Origin of the sequence: Phyllobacterium sp. SB3 (genome assembly GCF_040009165.1) — a bacterium.
Lineage (GTDB): Bacteria > Pseudomonadota > Alphaproteobacteria > Rhizobiales > Rhizobiaceae > Phyllobacterium.
This window is the reverse complement of the sequence record NZ_JBDYKI010000006.1, coordinates 1-15465: the sequence shown is the minus strand read 5'-3', so window position 1 is coordinate 15465 and position 15465 is coordinate 1. Positions and strand designations below refer to the sequence as shown.

Genomic DNA, 15465 nt, shown 5'->3' with positions numbered 1-15465 from the left:
AACCCTTGTTCAACACGAGGGTAATCCAATGTCCAATGATAAACTTCCGATACTGGTCTTCGGCGCTACCGGACAACAGGGTGGATCTGTTGTCAACGCACTGCTGCGTGCGCAGTGGCCAGTGCGCGCGCTGGTGCGTGATCCTGCTACATCAAAGTCCAATACCCTCCGCAATGCGGGCGTCGAGCTTGTGCGAGGCTCGTTCGCAGACATGGACGTAATCCGTGCCGCCATGAAGGGTACCCATGGCGTCTTCAGCGTTCTGCCCGGCAGTTTAGCCGAAGAAGAAGAAGTATGCCTCGGGTGTATGATCGCAGATCTGGCCACCGAAACTGGCATAGAACATTTCGTGTATTCCTCAGGTGCCAGCGCCGGGGAGAAGCCGACTGGCGTTGCACGCTTCGACGCCAAGTCCCGCATTGAGGCGTACGTCCGGAGTTTGCCCGTGACTGCCACTATTGTCAGGCCGATGATCTTTATGGAGATGCTGGTGAGACCCGGATTTGGTCTAGAAGAGGATCGGTACACATTTTTTCTAAAACTGGACCAGTCGATGCAGCTCGTTGCTGTCGAGGATATTGGAAAGTTTGTTGCAGCAATCTTTGCCGATAAGAAGCGGTTCGGTGGTCAGACCTTGAAGATCGCGAGCGATACAGTGACCGGTCGCGAACTGGAAGTCATCTTCTCCGAAGCCGCTGGTCGTCCTATCACTTATATGCGCTTTCCGGATGAGCTTTTGGCGTCCAATCCTGATCTCGGGCAACTGGCTGCCAGCCTGGACCAGGGTCCGCTTGCGAAACATGTCGATCTGAATGCCATGCGTGAAATCAACCCGGAGATCGTTTCATTCAGGTCCTGGCTTGCTGCAAGCGGATGCAGCGCTCTTTACTGGTGAAGAACCGCGTAGAGTTTCGAAGTAACAACCTGCAGCCGGGTCGATGAAAAATCTTCATCAAGTGGTGCATCATTCAACAGAATCGGCAGAGCTTTGATCGGCCGTGCAGCATGCCCGTAGTGCGAGGATATTTTCGGCCATTGTCGATCGTATGGTGGCCATCTTCTTTCTCCACTCGCGAAAGATCCAGGATCGGCACCACATCGAAGCCTAGCCTCATCCAAAGACTTGTAAACCGCGGCCAAATCCGCAGCATGCACATTGGTGCAACCACCAGCCGGACGCCAGACCAAACTTCTATCTGAACCGGCACCATAGTTTGCGCATGTCGGTTATAACAGCACTTTGTGAAATGTAAGGTAAGCAGTCGACAAACTAAAGTCAGATATCTTTCGCAATCCTCAGGCCCTCATAGATAGCGGCATGCGTATTGCGTGCAGCCACCGCATCGCCAATGCGGAACAGTTGAAACTTGCCTTCCGGGTTCCGAGTAACTGATTGAGGTTTGCCGGAGAGAAGCTGGTCGTGCGATATCTCCCCGAGGTTTCTGGCGAGCGGCTTGAGCATAAAATAGATGTCGTCCAGCGGGATCGTTCCATGATTAACAACGATCTGGTCGACCATCCGCTGCTTGTTGACGCCACCGTAATCACTCCCGACATGAGCGACAATTTGATTACCCCTCTTCTCTGCCGACTCCAGCCGGTAGGTGACAGTAAAAGTCACGTCGAGCTTTTGCAGGGAACGCATATAAGGTACAAGGTTCATTGCCATAACCTCCGGCGCGAACGATCGATCCGGCGTCATGATCTCGACCTTGGCTCCGGCCCTGGCTAAAAATTCCGCAGCCTGGAGACCGGCATGATCGCCAGCATCGTCAAAAACAAGAACATTCGTACCAGGTTTCACGTCGCCGGAAATAATGTCCCAAGCCGCGACGACCAGTTCGTTACCTTTTGAAAGAACCTCGGTATGCGGTATGCCGCCTGTAGCAATAATGACGACGTCGGGGTATTCGGCACGCACTTGGTCTGCTTCTGCCCAAGTGTTGAAATTGAACGTCACTCCCAGCTTCTCGCACTGGCTCATTCGCCAGTCAATAATACTGATCATTTCACGGCGGCGATCACTTTGCGCGGTTAGCCTGATCTGGCCGCCAGGATGCCCCGCCGCCTCGAACACCACGATTTCGTGGCCCCGTTCACCTGCCACTCGCGCAGCTTCAAGACCCGCAGGACCCGCTCCTACGATGACGACTTTTTTGCGAACCTTCGCCTTTTTGACGATATGCGGCATGGTCAGTTCGCGACCTGTTGCTGCGTTATGAATACAGTACGCTGCTCCTCCTTGGTAGATGCGATCGAGACAATAGTTCGCGCCAACGCAAGGTCGGATGTCGTCTTCACGTTTTTCAATGATTTTTCGAACGAGATGCGGATCCGCCAAGTGCGCGCGTGTCATTCCGACCATGTCGACCTTTCCGGTTGCGATCGCATGGCGGGCGGTTGCAACGTCCGGAATCTTCGCCGCGTGGAAAACCGGAAAGTTTGTGGATGCGCGTATCTCGCCCGCAAAATCAAGATGTGGCGCATTTGCCATACCCTGGATCGGGATCACGTCAGTCAGACCCGCATCTGTGTCAATATGGCCGCGGATTACATTCAAATAGTCAATCAGGCCGCTTTCCTTGAGTCGCATCGATATTTCGATGCCTTCTGCCTTACCAGTTCCACCTGACAGACGCTCATCGGCTGTATAGCGCACACCCAAGATGAAATCGTCGCCGACCCGCTGCCGCATTGCCTTGAACACGTCGAAACAGAAACGCATGCGGTTCTCAAGTGAGCCTCCATATGGCCCATCCAGTTCATTTGTGAGCGGAGAGGTGAACTGGTCGATGAGATGACCATAAGCCTCTAGCTCGACACCATCCACACCACCAGCCTTCATGCGCTCCGCGGCGTCGGCAAAGTCCTTGATAATGCGCTCGATATCCCAGTCTTCAATCTTCTTTGGAAATGCGCGATGTGAAGCCTCGCGATGATGCGACGGAGCAACCACGGGAAGCCAATCAGCCTTATCCCAGCGCGTACGTCGCCCTAGATGGGTCAGCTGGATCATGATCGCTGCACCTTCGTCGTGAACCGCATCAGTCATCTTCCTGATCCATGGAACGATTTCATCTTTGTAGGCAAGGAGGTTGTTGAAAACCGGGGGGCTATCCCTCGATACCGCCGCGGACCCTGCTGTCATGGTGAGGGCAACGCCACCTTTTGCCCGCTCGACGGTATAGGCAAGGTACCGTTCCTTAGGCATCCCGTCTTCCGGATAAGCCGGCTCGTGGGAAGTTACGATAATTCGATTGCGGAGCTTCAGGTGCTTGAGTTGGTAGGGCTGAAGAAGGGGATCGTTCGACATATGCCTGCCTCGGGATTAGAAACATCAATACAAATGCCAAATGTACACATATGTCAATAAAAAGAACATTACTGTTTTTCTCATTGACATATGTGTACATTTTAGTTGTGCAGCTCCTTGCTTTTTGTTAGGAGATATTTCATGGATCAGACTGTTAACGATACCGGCTGGCGTGGCTCACAGGAAGGTTGGCTGGAGGCGGCCTACTATTCCTTGCTGGAATCAGGCGTGGATTCAGTAAAAATTCTATCGCTTGCGAAAAAGCTTGGTCTATCGCGCACGAGTTTCTACTGGTTCTTTCGGGATCGTGAGGAATTGCTCGCCGTTCTCGTTGCGAGATGGCGTAAGAAGAACACGGGAAATATTGTCAAGCAATCGCAAGCTTATGCAGAAACCTTGGCAGAAGCTATGCTGAATGTTTTTGATTGCTGGCTGAACAAGGACCTCTTCGATGCCAAATTCGAATTTGCAGTACGCAGTTGGGCCCTGCAGTCACCTGAAATTCTCGATGAGGTTCAATTGGCTGATCAGGTGCGCCTTGAAGCGCTAAAACAGATGAACATGCGTTTCGGCCATTCGGAAATGACCGCCGATGTGCGCGCGCGAACGGCCTATTTGGTGCAGATCGGTTATATCTCCATGCAGTCCGACGAAGATCTCGCCACACGGATGAAGCGTATCCCCGAGTACATCGCAGTTTACACCGGCGAGGTTCCCCAGCAAAGAGAACTTGATCGCTTCTTTTCAAGGCACAGCTATAAACCGTTGCACAGGCCAGTGAAATGAAAGGACCACTGCGGATTGGCATTGTTGGCGGAGCTGGATGGCTCGGTGGAGCTATCGCTGAATCGATTCTCGAAGCCGGCCTGACCACTTCTTCATCTCTCTCGTTGTCGTATCGTAGTCAGCAATCAGGACAGTTTCCGGATGCTTTTTGGACGAGCGACAATCAAGCACTTGTTGAGCGTGCCGATGTGGTCGTGCTGTGTGTGCGCCCGCAAGATTGGACTGCCCTTTCAGTCCACACCAAGGGAAAGCTTGTTATTTCGGTGATGGCGGGAATACGATTGTCTGCGCTGTCCGAGCGACACAAGACAGATCGAGTGGTGCGAACTCTGCCAAACGCTGCAGCCAAAGTCAGAAGGTCCTATACGCCCTGGATCGGTTCAGTTGGTGTCGGCGAGGGAGATCGCGCGATCGTCCGGGCGATCTTCAATGCATGCGGAACGCAAGACGAGGTCGAGCGTGAGAATGATATCGACTATCTTACGGGACTAACGGGTTCTGGCCCTGCATTCCCGGCTTTATTGGCAGCAGCAATGATGAAGGACGCCGTCGCCCATGGATTGCCGAACGATATCGCCCGACGTGGCGTCACCACCGTACTGCTGGGCGCTGGACGGCTTCTTGAGCACGGAGATCAATGCCCCAACGAAATTGTGGAAGCATTTCTAAGTTACCGCGGTACGACCGCAGCGGCCATCGAGCATATGCGCACTGCAGGTTTCGATGACGCGATCGCAGAGGGATTGCAGGCAGCGTTCAGAAAATCGGTGAGCATGGGAGAGACTCCCTGAAAGACGGCGAGCGGGTGTCCGCGGCACCCCCCGCTCGATATTTGGAGACCGCAAAAAAGGGAACGAGAATGAAGAAAATATTAATTGCGTCCACAAGCCTGATGCTCGGCCTGCTGGGAGGAGCATCATTCGCCAGCGCCGCGGAATGCGGTACAGTTACCATCGCAAACATGAACTGGGCCTCAGCCGAAGCCTTGGCCAATCTCGATAAAATTGTTCTTGGGGAAGGTTATGGCTGCGATGCAGAATTGGTCGCTGGCGATACAGTACCAACCTTCACGTCAATGATCGAGAAGGGCCAGCCTGACATTGCACCGGAAGGCTGGCTCAACACTGTTCGCGAGCCTCTCGAAAAGGCAGTGAAGGAAGGCAAGCTGGTTTATGCAGCCCCGGCCATTACTGAGGGCGGCACTGAAAGCTGGTGGGTGCCCAAGTATTTTGCCGAGGCTCATCCGGAGATCAAAACCGTTGCTGATGCAATGAAACACCCTGAACTTTTCCCGTCACCGGAAGACCCGAAAAAAGGCGCTGTTTACAATTGCCCGTCGGGCTGGGCTTGCCAGATTACGACGACCAACTTCTACAAGGCCTATGAAGGCGACAAGAATGGCTTCACGCTTGTCGATACAGGCTCCGCCGCTGGTCTAGATGGTTCAATCGCCAAAGCCTACGAACGCAAGGAGCCTTGGCTCGGTTACTACTGGGGGCCGACAGCAATTCTCGGCAAATACCCAATGGTCAAGCTTGATAACGGCGTTGCATGGGACGAAAAGGAATGGAACCGTTGCAACGTCATTGCCGATTGCCCGGATCCGAAGCCTAACGCATGGTCCAAATCTGATATTTTTACCGTTGTCACCAAGAAATTTGCTGACAGCGCGGGCCCGGCGCTGGATTATTTAAACAAGCGGCAGCTTTCAACCGAGGAATTCAACAAACTGCTTGCTTGGATGGTCGACAATCAGGCAACCGGCGAAGATGGTGCCAAGTACTACCTGAAGAACAACGAGGCAACCTGGACCAAGTGGGTTTCTCCGGAGGCCGCCGAAAAGGTAAAAGCCGCCATCCAATAATTGGCACATACGGCGAAACAGCGTTTCGCCGTATTCCACTTCGTTTGTTGACTGCCTGGATCATTCAAGAACTCTGCCCTTGGAATAACTTTAGAAGGGGGTACCAACGCATGGATTGGTTCTACTCATTCCCGAATATGAATGATGAGACGCTACGCAACCTTAAGAAAGCCATGGACGAAGGCTTCAAGGCTTTCACGCGAGAATATGGCGACATCATTGAATCATTCTTTCAGCCCTTGCAGTACTTTCTGATTCAGGCAGAGAGGTTCATGACAGGCACGCCATGGCCCATTATGGTTCTTCTTATTGCCGGGATCGCCTGGATTGCCAGCCGCAACTGGAAAATCGTTGCCGGCACCATAGTTACACTACTCCTGATCGGTTATTTCGACATGTGGAGTGACGCGATGAAAACCATCGCGATGATCTTTGTCGGCACGGTAGTCTCGATTGTTGTCGGCATTCCCATCGGCATTATCATGGCCCGCTCGGATGGATTTCAGCGGATTGTCAATCCAATCCTTGACGTGATGCAGACGATGCCAAGCTTTGTTTATCTCATCCCGGTTGTCATGCTGCTGGGCATTGGCAAGGTACCGGGTCTTATTGCCGTCGTTATATACGCTATTCCACCGATGATACGTCTGACCAACCTGGGTATCCGGCTAGTCGACAAGGACGTCCTTGAAGCAGCCGATGCGTTCGGCTCATCCAGCTGGCAACGATTGAAAAATGTCCAGATTCCCCTCGCCCTTCCAACGATTATGGCGGGCATCAATCAGACGATCATGATGGCATTGGCAATGGTAGTTATCGCCTCCATGATCGGCGTACAGGGACTGGGGCAACCGGTGCTCCGTTCAGTCAATGGTCAGTTCTTCTCCCTTGGTCTCTTCAACGGCCTTGCCATCGTTGGCATCGCCATAATTTTCGACCGCGTTAGTCAGGCCTATGGCAAGCGTCTTCAAAAGCATCAGGAGGTCGTCCATGGCTGATCAAAACGTTCAAGGCGCAGGCATCAAGATCAAGAATCTTTACAAGATTTTTGGCCAGCGCGGATCTGCTTACGTCGAAGCAGTGAAGAAAGGTATGACCAAGACCGAGCTCAATGAAAAGCATCACCATGTGCTTGGTCTACGTGATATCAATATTGATATGCCCGCGGGTGGAATTCAGGTTGTCATGGGGCTATCGGGTTCTGGTAAATCTACCCTCATCCGGCATATCAACCGCCTGATTGATCCGACGGCAGGCGAAGTCATCATTGACGGCACCGATGTCTGCCAGATGAACGAGAGTGACTTGCGCCAGTTTCGTCGGCACAAGACTGCAATGGTCTTCCAGAAGTTTGCACTCCTGCCTCACCGAACAGTGCTCGACAACACGGTCTATGGCCTGGAAATTCAGGGGCTTTCCCGCGAAAAGCAGGAAGAGCAAGCACGCCGCTGGATTGAACGTGTTGGCCTCAAGGGCTTCGAAGATAACTATCCGAATCAGCTCTCAGGCGGCATGCAACAGCGTGTTGGACTTGCTCGTGCACTAACAAACGATGCGCCGATCCTTCTTATGGATGAAGCATTCTCAGCGCTCGATCCCTTGATCCGCATGGATATGCAGACCGTGCTTCTTGATCTCCAAAAGGAAATCAAAAAGACAGTTGTTTTTATTACACATGATCTCGATGAAGCACTGCGCCTTGGTGATCGGATCGCAATTCTCCGCGACGGCGAGGTTGTCCAGCAGGGAACCGGACAGGATATCGTCCTGCAGCCCGCTGATGAATATATCTCGAGCTTCGTAAAAGAAGTGAACCGTGGACGCGTCATCATGGTTGATACCATTGCGACAAAATCCGGTGCACCAGCAGATGCGGGAAATGTAACGGTTGCCAGCGGCACCACCCTTGAAGAAGCCGCCAAAACAATGACTGACGCCAATCAGCAATATGCTACAGTCGTCGACGAGAATGGGAAATCGGTCGGCGTGCTGAGCATGAACAATCTCATTCAAGCTATGGTTACTCCGATCAGTCATCTGACCGCTGCAGCCGCCGAATAAATCATACGACACATGAGAGCGCTTCCATTAGTCGTGCGGTTTGGTATCCATTGCAACGGAGTCTTACAACAAGCTGCTTGTGCGCAACATTTCTACAGTGTTTGAAATGCCGCGTTTTCCCGAGCGCTGGACACATTCAACGATGATTGACCTGTTTGCATCATCTCGAATGGCACACGTCACTCTGCCCGTTTTGGCAAAATACCTCATGCGGAGCATCTCGCATGGATTAAGGGAAATTATTATTATGGAAAGAACCGAGGCTCTGCAACTCTTTCTGGACGCGACGTTCGTGGCGTTCGACCGTTTTGCGAAAGATCTACGCTCGCGTGATTCAATCTTGCGTATTTTCGCTTTACTGGAAGTTGCCGGAGCAAGGGGAACAAGGTCCGGCAAACGCCTTCCGGTTTGCACCCGATACCTTGATGACGCTCTGGCCGTGGAAACCGAACACACAGTACTCCGGTCCGTCGTTACGCGGTTCCGGGCGATCGAACCGTCACTACACTGGAACTGGCGTTCCACGTACGACAATTCCGCGAGTAAGAACTTCCTTATGGGACACGCCAACGCGATGATTGCAGGACCCGACGGTGTCGAAGACCGCGGCGACCTTTGGCTCGGTGTCAGCCTGTTGGCACCGCATGTGCGTTATCCCGATCACGACCACGCCCCGGAAGAAACCTATCTTGCCTTATCCGAAGGAGAATTCATGCAAGAAGAAATTTGGTTTTCCCCGGGCATTGGGGGATCGTTCTATAATCCAGCCGGCATAAAGCACGCCATGCGGTCGGGCGATAAGCCTCTGTTTACCTTATGGGCACTTCTTCCTGATCAGGCTCAACATCGAGAAAGGCGCGACTGGGGCGAACAACGTTATCTCGTGCTGACAAATGTAAGCTAGCGTTCGATGACCAGATCGCTTAACGGTTTGGAGCAGCACGGCAGGAAGAAACCGGCGTCAATCTCCCTTTGCCTGATCCCTCCCTCGTGTTTCATGTCGACTGCTCCACTCAGGAGCCTGGACTTGCAGGTTCCGCAGATGCCGTTGGCACAGGAAGAAGGGATTCTGACACTTGATTTTTTAGCGCAGGAAAGAACAGTCTGATCCGCGCGAACTTCGACAGATTTTCCCTGTTTTGAAAACTCCACGCGGAACGATTTCGTTTCGATAGCTTCGGAAAGTGGCATTGCAAACTCATCGACGAGTGCGGCATCGAAGCTTTCTTCGTAGTAGTTGGATAGCGAGACACCCAGTTCGGCGCTGATATTTCTCGCGACTGCCATGAAAGGTGCAGGTCCGCAGCACATGACAATGCGATCAGCGATATCCGGTGCTGCCAGGGACAGAAACTCCCTGGATATCCGGCCAGATATACCTGGCCAACAAAGCTCGTTTTCTATGTCTTCCGGAAGCAGTACAAGTCTGAAACCTCTCGTGCGTCGAGCGAGTTCTGCAGCCTCATCGCGGAATATGAGGTCTTTCGGACTTCTTCCCGCATGCACGAAGACAACATCTGTCGACGCTACTGTGTCAGCAAGTTCCCGAGCCATGGACATGACTGGCGTTATTCCGGAGCCACCCGACAGAAACAGAAACTTTTGGGCTACCGGCCGGATGAAGCGTCCCAGCGGTCCCGATGCACGAACCACCATATTGGGGATCAGATTGTCGTGCAGCCAGTTCGACACCTTTCCACCCGGAACACGCTTTACCGTGATGGTGATCGCATTCTTGCGCAGCGGAGAGGACGATATACTGTAGCACCGCCCGTCGTCTTCATTGTCGAGGCCTGGCTCGAATTTGAAATATTGTCCGGCGCGAAAGTCAAATTGTTTCCGCGCGGGCGAAACGAAGGTAAAACTTTTCACGTCGGGCGTTTCATCATGGACGTCAACACAAAGGAGCTCCTCGTCAGTTTCCGGGTCCCAAAACCCAGCCGCCGTCGGCATCGCTTCGACGAGCAGATCAATACCCATGGGCACGCATCCGATCAACGTACCAGCTCGCAAAGTCATCGAGAGCGCCTTCGCTGAACTTTGAGTATACACCAGGCTCATAAGCAGAATCCTGAACGCCGGCGTGAGCACGGGCAACAAGTTCAGCGTCCTGATTTGTCGTTTCTACCCATACGTGTGTGAGCTTTCCGAGATCATAATCAACGCCTTCGACCGCGTCTTTATGGACAAGCCACTTCGTGCGAACCAATGTCGCATCCGCAGACAGAGGTATTACAATTGCTGTCACAGCGTGGTCACCCATGAAGTGGTTCCAACTGTTGTGTCCCCAAAGATGAATGTCTCCCAGATCACTTCGCGTGACCTGTCCAAGAAATCGGGACGATGCGGCGGTTGCATCTTCGGTCTGAGATTCGCCCGCCCCTGCAATGATGAGACGCTGGGTGCGAAAATTGGTATTACAGTTTTTTACCTGTTCGATGGCGGATGATGGAAACCCATCGGCTTCCCAACTTTTGATACGCTCGCTATACATTGCAACATGCGCTTCCGCCTCGTCCCGATCCTCCGGACTTAGACTTTCGGGATCGTAACCGAAATCAAGATCGACAAACGATACACACAACTCAGGGTGGTTTGCCGAGCAGTGGTAGCACTCTCGATTGTTTTCTATCGTGAGTTTCCAGTTGCCCTTCTCGATGACGTCCACTTGATGTGCGACCTTGGCGTTACGGATGTCATAGGGTGCGAGGCGCTCCTCCATAATTTCCTTAAGCCGTTCTATGTCTGGAGGAGCGTTCTCGGCAAGACAAACATAGATCAGACCGCCAATCGACTTGAAATTTACAGCCTTGAGGCTTCGGCAGCTTTTATCAAAATCCTTGCCCATATGTGGGGCGTAGCTCAGTTCCCCCGAAAGCTCGTAAGTCCATTGATGATAGGAACAAACCAGTTTGGATACCACAGTTGGCCCTGCGTCCAGCAGCCGTGCGCCGCGATGTCGGCATACGTTGCGAACGACCCGAATTTCATCGTCATCATCCCTCAGCAGGATCAGGCTGGTGGTGCCTACATCAATGACTACAGCATCGCCGGCCTCCGGAACATCGCACTCCAGTCCAACGTAGATCCATTGATTGGCAAAGAAAACATCCAGATCCGCGTGAAATACGTCTTCGCGCGTGTAAAGCCCGGCTGGAAGAGAGTGTCCCTTGATGCGAGCGTCGAGCAGGGACGAGATTGATGATTGTAGCCTGTTTAGCATAATCCTGCCTCATGATGGTTGTCTAAAGAATTGCAGTTCCTGGCAATATGACAACTGCACAAATGTGCACACTTGACATTACTGCAAGTAATGCAAAGATCGCGCCGTTGATCTGCCGGTTTGCGACCTGGAGAGACCGTGAAAAGCTTGAGAAGACAGCTACCCCCATTGACGGCACTTACGGTATTCGAAGCCGCGTCACGGTTACTAAGCTTTACGCGAGCTGCTGAGGAAATCGGCGTCACCCAAGCCGCCGTCAGTCGTCAGATACACCTCCTTGAGCAGGACCTCGGCTGCCCTCTTTTTACGCGGCTGCACCGACGGGTGGCATTAACGGAAAAAGGCAAAGCGCTTTCCGCGGCCACCAGCGACGCATTCAACCTTGTCGCTGAAACCATTGCAGATCTCCGCAAGGACGGGGCGAGCACCGAATTGACGATCTCCGCGACAGTCGCATTTACACATTTCTGGCTTGTGCCGAGAATCTCACAGTTTTCGCGATCCCATCCCCATATCAATCTGCGCATCGTTACGCAGGACGATATGCCAAACCTTAAACGGGGAGAGGTGGATGTCGCGATCAGATTCGGCAACGGCATGTGGCCGGATGGACATGCAGAAGCGCTGTTTGAAGACGAAGTATTCCCCGTATGTAGCCCTGAGTACGCACGAACGGCCGGTCGTATTAACATGCCTGCAGATCTGGTGTCATGCCCCCTTATCTCCAACGAGACTGACGATCCAATGTGGACTGGCTGGAACGAGTGGCTGTCAGCCTTTTCCGTCGTGGTTCCCAAAAAGACGCCGGGATTCCGTTGCAGCTTTTACACCGAAGCTATTTATGCCGCACTGAACGGTCAGGGAATCGCGCTGGGCTGGACACATCTTGTAGAAGATTTGTTAAAGCAAGGGCGGCTGGTTCGTCTGACAAACGCTGCAATCAAACCCCGCGGGGCTTACTTCGTTGTCGTTCCGACGAGACAACATAACAAGGAAGCCGCAAGATTATTTCTTGAATGGCTGAATATTGCATCGCAGCAAACGACTGCAAGATCATCTGGATAATGGGAAAGAGGTTAGAAAACGCACTGGCGAACCGTCAGGTAGCCACTATTCTTAGTCTCGACAGGGCAAAAATCACTTGTCTCCCCGTATCGGGCGGTCTTTCCGGTCATAGAACCATTCATGGTGGAAGCGCTGCCGCAGGTTGCAACCAAGGTGCACACACGGTAGGGATGGTGGATGTGCTGGGGCTTCACACGGATTGAATATGACGTAACTCCTTCACAGGCGAAGCATTGGTGACTTAGCTGGGTGGTGAAGGATGATCTCCACAGCCCACCTAAAGGCGTCCCTACCCCTTACGGAAAACCGATGCCGATGTCCCATGTGTATGGGCATTTAGTACCCTTGCGGCCGGAGTGCGAGGGCAAATTTGCCTCAAACTTTCATTCCGACAGCGTCTTTGAAACATTCCAGTAAAGAAATTGCTCCGAAGCTCCAGTTTGAGCGCATATCACGCGACACAGGGAAGTGAATTCAGAAATTCGGTCAAAGCAGTTACCGGGGAAATTAAACTGAGGCAAAGCCCAACATTACGAATTTTTCGTGGTCGTCGGCCTCAAGTTTGATATCGTTGTTAAATGCCACTAATCATTTCCCGGGTATCGTGAGTCGGCGTACTGACCTTGGCGATACAATAATGCCACCAAAACAATCATCGATATCAAGGACATCAAATGCGAATTATCGTCTTTGGACTGGGAGCAATTGGCGGTGTTGTCGCTGCTCAACTAAGCTTGGCGGGACATTCAATCATTGGCATCGCCCGAGGCGCACAATTCGAAGCCGTACGTCGATCTGGCCTCGTCCTGCTCAGACCGGATGGAAGGAAGACAGCGACTTTCCCAGTACACGCCGATCCAGCGGAAATTACTTTCAACGGCGGCGACATCGTACTTTTGGCGATGAAAGGCCAGGATACAGCGCAGGCGCTATCTCAGCTCAAGTCCGCCGGCGTTGTCGATCAGCCCATATTTTGTTTTCAGAACGGCGTAGCCAATGAACCCGCTGCACTTCGTTTTTTTAAGAATGTCTATGGGGTCACAGTTATGCTGCCGGCTGATTTCGAAAGGCCCGGTGAAGTCGCAGCCTATTGTGTTCCCAAAACCGGAATCTTTGATATTGGACGTTTCCCCGGAGGCATTGATGTAGCGGTGGAAAGTTTGTGTCACGTTCTCAATTCCTCTGGCTTCGTGGCAAATGCCAGAAGCAACGTGATGAAAAGCAAGTATCGAAAACTGCTCGCCAATCTACACAACATTATTGACGCAGCATTTGATACGCCAACAGAAACACAATTCTACGCGAAGGTACGCGCTGAAGCCGAAGGCGTTCTGTTGGCTGCCGGCATAGAATGGGATGCCTCTGATGCATCGGCCCGCAGCGAGATGAACATGACCACAATTCCTGGGCAGGAACGAATAGGCTCCTCCACGCTGCAGAGTTTAGTTCGTGGAACCGGTTCTCTCGAAACAAACTATCTCAATGGAGAGATCGTCCTTTTGGGGCGTCTTCATAATATTGATACCCCCTACAACTCCGCGCTTTGCACCATGTCTGAAAAACTTGCCAATGGTCAATTGAGCCCGAAGTCCGCAAAGAATATGCAGGTACTCGAAGAACTTTGCCAAAAGTAGGACAAAAGTTGCAGCCGAATGTGCGGTGATAAACCTCGAAATTGGTTGCCGGTATCCATCCACGGGTTTCCCCCAAACCGGCCACGAATAAGGGGGTCCGCGACTGCGGTTGCAGGATCCTGCGCAAAGTAAAGCAGCCGAAATCTATCTTTCGGGCTCGAAAAACGGGTTCCGCCACAGCCCATTCGTAATGGGTTTCCCGCGTGCATGCAACTCGCCTGAGAACCGGAGCGGCACCCTCCGCGCCTTAATTCAAACAAGGTGATAGCCCTGATTCACAAACTGGAGGGCTGAGAATTTCCTTGCTCCCCGGTATAGTGTCGTGCGTCCTTCCAATCTAGTTGCAGCGACGTCTTGCCGATTCCCGGGTTGAAGGAATTGGTTGGATCGAGTTTGCGATAGAAATTCTTCAGGCTGTCGACAGCCTCGTACTGATGGCCGACATTGTGCTCGGCCGGATACTCCGCGCCGCGCGCCTTGAGAAGAGACAGGATTGCGTCCTTCACGGTGTCACAATTCTCGCCCTTTTTGACCAGATATTCCTGGTACATGACATGGCAAAAGAAATGTCCGCAATACATCGTGAAGTCAATTTTCTGGGCAATGTCGGACGGTAGACTTTCGAACCAGTCGATGGTATTGCGCGGTAGAGCGACGTCAAGCGCAACGATGTCCTCAACCGTCTTCGGGTGGATCGAGCGATAGCGCACGATCGAGCCGCCGACCGCGAAGCGATTGAGGAAAGCCGCCTTGCCTTCCTTTTTTGTACATTCGAAATAGCCGCCATACTGCGATGGAAAACGGGATGCGAGATAGGTGCGCGCTTCCTCGATACCATCATTACCCGTTTTGAGTCGGTGTTGGTCAAACCAAAACGGGCTGATAAACGTTCCTTTGAAAATGCCGGTAATGGCGGACTTTCCATCGAATCCAATCGGTTCCTGGAATTCTACAATCCTTTTTACGGCATTTCGGCACCGTCGCCGAGAAGGGCAAGGGCAGACCTAAAAGAAAACCCGGCGCAGGGCCGGGCTTCCAAATCTCTTTGGAGGACAGAGAAACAGTATTAGAAACTACGTTCGCATTCTGGTTTCGTAGTGTTCTGCAGCTTCCTGAAGTGTTTCTTCCGCCCATTGATTTAGGCTCTTGCCGGAAAGCTCAGCAGCAACAGCTGCGCGGCGATGTGTTTCCGGGCGGACACGAAACATCATTTTGCCCGAGTATGGCTTCTGAGGTTCTTTGCCAATCTCGGCACAAGTTGCAATGTAATCATCAACGGCCTCATGAAAAGCCTGCTTGAGTTCTACAACGCTTTGTCCATGAAAACCGATCATATCGGAAATAGCCGCAATCCGACCGAAGAACATTAACCTTTATATGCCATCATGCTCATTATCAGCCACAGATACACCTGAAATCCGGACGGATATTCGCAGTGGAAGCGCTGGTGCGTTGGCAACATCCAGTGCTTGGGCTCGTTCTTCCGAACGAGTTTATCCCCTTGGCCGAAGAAACCGGA

Annotated in this window: 14 protein-coding genes and 1 pseudogene; 10 read left to right on the top strand and 5 right to left on the bottom strand. The window is 52.4% G+C overall.

Annotation, left to right across the window (positions count from 1 at the left end; all coding sequences use genetic code 11):
* Positions 1-28: 28 nt before the first annotated feature.
* Complete coding sequence (locus ABKW30_RS20835; protein WP_348600846.1) at positions 29-895, top strand: NmrA/HSCARG family protein; 867 nt, start codon at positions 29-31, stop codon at positions 893-895.
* Between the two features lie 381 nt (positions 896-1276).
* Here ABKW30_RS20835 and ABKW30_RS20830 read toward each other — a convergent pair whose 3' ends face one another.
* Positions 1277-3313: an NADH:flavin oxidoreductase gene (locus tag ABKW30_RS20830; protein ID WP_348600845.1), complete on the bottom strand. Its 2037-nt coding sequence runs from the start codon at positions 3311-3313 to the stop codon at positions 1277-1279.
* Positions 3314-3454: 141 nt separating this feature from the next.
* Between ABKW30_RS20830 and ABKW30_RS20825 the strand changes: the two genes are divergently transcribed.
* The 6 genes from ABKW30_RS20825 to ABKW30_RS20800 all read left to right on the top strand — a co-directional run bounded on the left by ABKW30_RS20825 (position 3455) and on the right by ABKW30_RS20800 (position 8928).
* Positions 3455-4099 carry a TetR/AcrR family transcriptional regulator gene (locus ABKW30_RS20825; RefSeq protein ID WP_348600844.1) on the top strand — a complete coding sequence of 215 codons (645 nt, stop codon included), beginning with the start codon at positions 3455-3457 and terminating at the stop codon, positions 4097-4099.
* The gene (locus tag ABKW30_RS20820) at positions 4096-4890 is read left to right on the top strand and encodes a pyrroline-5-carboxylate reductase dimerization domain-containing protein (RefSeq protein ID WP_348600843.1); all 795 of its coding nucleotides are present in this window, start codon (positions 4096-4098) and stop codon (positions 4888-4890) included. Before ABKW30_RS20825 ends, ABKW30_RS20820 begins: the two co-directional genes overlap by 4 nt.
* Before the next feature lie 68 nt (positions 4891-4958).
* Complete coding sequence (locus ABKW30_RS20815) at positions 4959-5963, top strand: ABC transporter substrate-binding protein (RefSeq protein WP_348600842.1); 1005 nt, start codon at positions 4959-4961, stop codon at positions 5961-5963.
* Positions 5964-6073: 110 nt separating this feature from the next.
* Entirely contained in the window at positions 6074-6961 is an 888-nt protein-coding gene (locus ABKW30_RS20810; protein ID WP_348600841.1) for a proline/glycine betaine ABC transporter permease, read from the top strand.
* Complete coding sequence (locus tag ABKW30_RS20805) at positions 6954-8024, top strand: glycine betaine/L-proline ABC transporter ATP-binding protein (protein ID WP_348600840.1); 1071 nt, start codon at positions 6954-6956, stop codon at positions 8022-8024. The genes ABKW30_RS20810 and ABKW30_RS20805 overlap by 8 nt, the downstream gene beginning before the upstream one ends.
* 244 nt (positions 8025-8268) lie before the next feature.
* Positions 8269-8928: a dimethylsulfonioproprionate lyase family protein gene (locus ABKW30_RS20800; RefSeq protein WP_348601100.1), complete on the top strand. Its 660-nt coding sequence runs from the start codon at positions 8269-8271 to the stop codon at positions 8926-8928.
* Here ABKW30_RS20800 and ABKW30_RS20795 read toward each other — a convergent pair.
* Together ABKW30_RS20795 and ABKW30_RS20790 are read right to left on the bottom strand one after the other, a co-directional pair.
* A complete protein-coding gene (locus ABKW30_RS20795; protein ID WP_348600839.1) occupies positions 8925-10004 on the bottom strand; it encodes a hybrid-cluster NAD(P)-dependent oxidoreductase in 1080 nt (359 codons plus the stop codon). The genes ABKW30_RS20800 and ABKW30_RS20795 overlap by 4 nt on opposite strands.
* Complete coding sequence (locus ABKW30_RS20790; protein WP_348600838.1) at positions 9994-11247, bottom strand: aromatic ring-hydroxylating dioxygenase subunit alpha; 1254 nt, start codon at positions 11245-11247, stop codon at positions 9994-9996. The genes ABKW30_RS20795 and ABKW30_RS20790 overlap by 11 nt, the downstream gene beginning before the upstream one ends.
* 138 nt (positions 11248-11385) lie before the next feature.
* Between ABKW30_RS20790 and ABKW30_RS20785 the strand changes: the two genes are divergently transcribed.
* Both ABKW30_RS20785 and ABKW30_RS20780 read left to right on the top strand, forming a co-directional pair.
* A complete protein-coding gene (locus tag ABKW30_RS20785) occupies positions 11386-12312 on the top strand; it encodes a LysR substrate-binding domain-containing protein (RefSeq protein WP_348600837.1) in 927 nt (308 codons plus the stop codon).
* 674 nt (positions 12313-12986) lie between these two features.
* Positions 12987-13946, top strand: coding sequence for a 2-dehydropantoate 2-reductase N-terminal domain-containing protein (locus ABKW30_RS20780; protein ID WP_348600836.1), 960 nt, complete (start codon positions 12987-12989; stop codon positions 13944-13946).
* A gap of 275 nt (positions 13947-14221) precedes the next feature.
* On the opposite strand, the gene ABKW30_RS20775 is transcribed toward ABKW30_RS20780, so the two are convergent.
* Together ABKW30_RS20775 and ABKW30_RS20770 are read right to left on the bottom strand one after the other, a co-directional pair.
* Positions 14222-14779 carry a lactate dehydrogenase gene (locus ABKW30_RS20775; RefSeq protein ID WP_348601099.1) on the bottom strand — a complete coding sequence of 186 codons (558 nt, stop codon included), beginning with the start codon at positions 14777-14779 and terminating at the stop codon, positions 14222-14224.
* Positions 14780-15019: 240 nt separating this feature from the next.
* A complete protein-coding gene (locus ABKW30_RS20770; protein WP_348600835.1) occupies positions 15020-15313 on the bottom strand; it encodes a type II toxin-antitoxin system HicB family antitoxin in 294 nt (97 codons plus the stop codon).
* Between the two features lie 23 nt (positions 15314-15336).
* Here ABKW30_RS20770 and ABKW30_RS20765 point away from each other — a divergent pair.
* Positions 15337-15465, top strand: a pseudogene (locus ABKW30_RS20765) (EAL domain-containing protein); the annotation flags it as partial.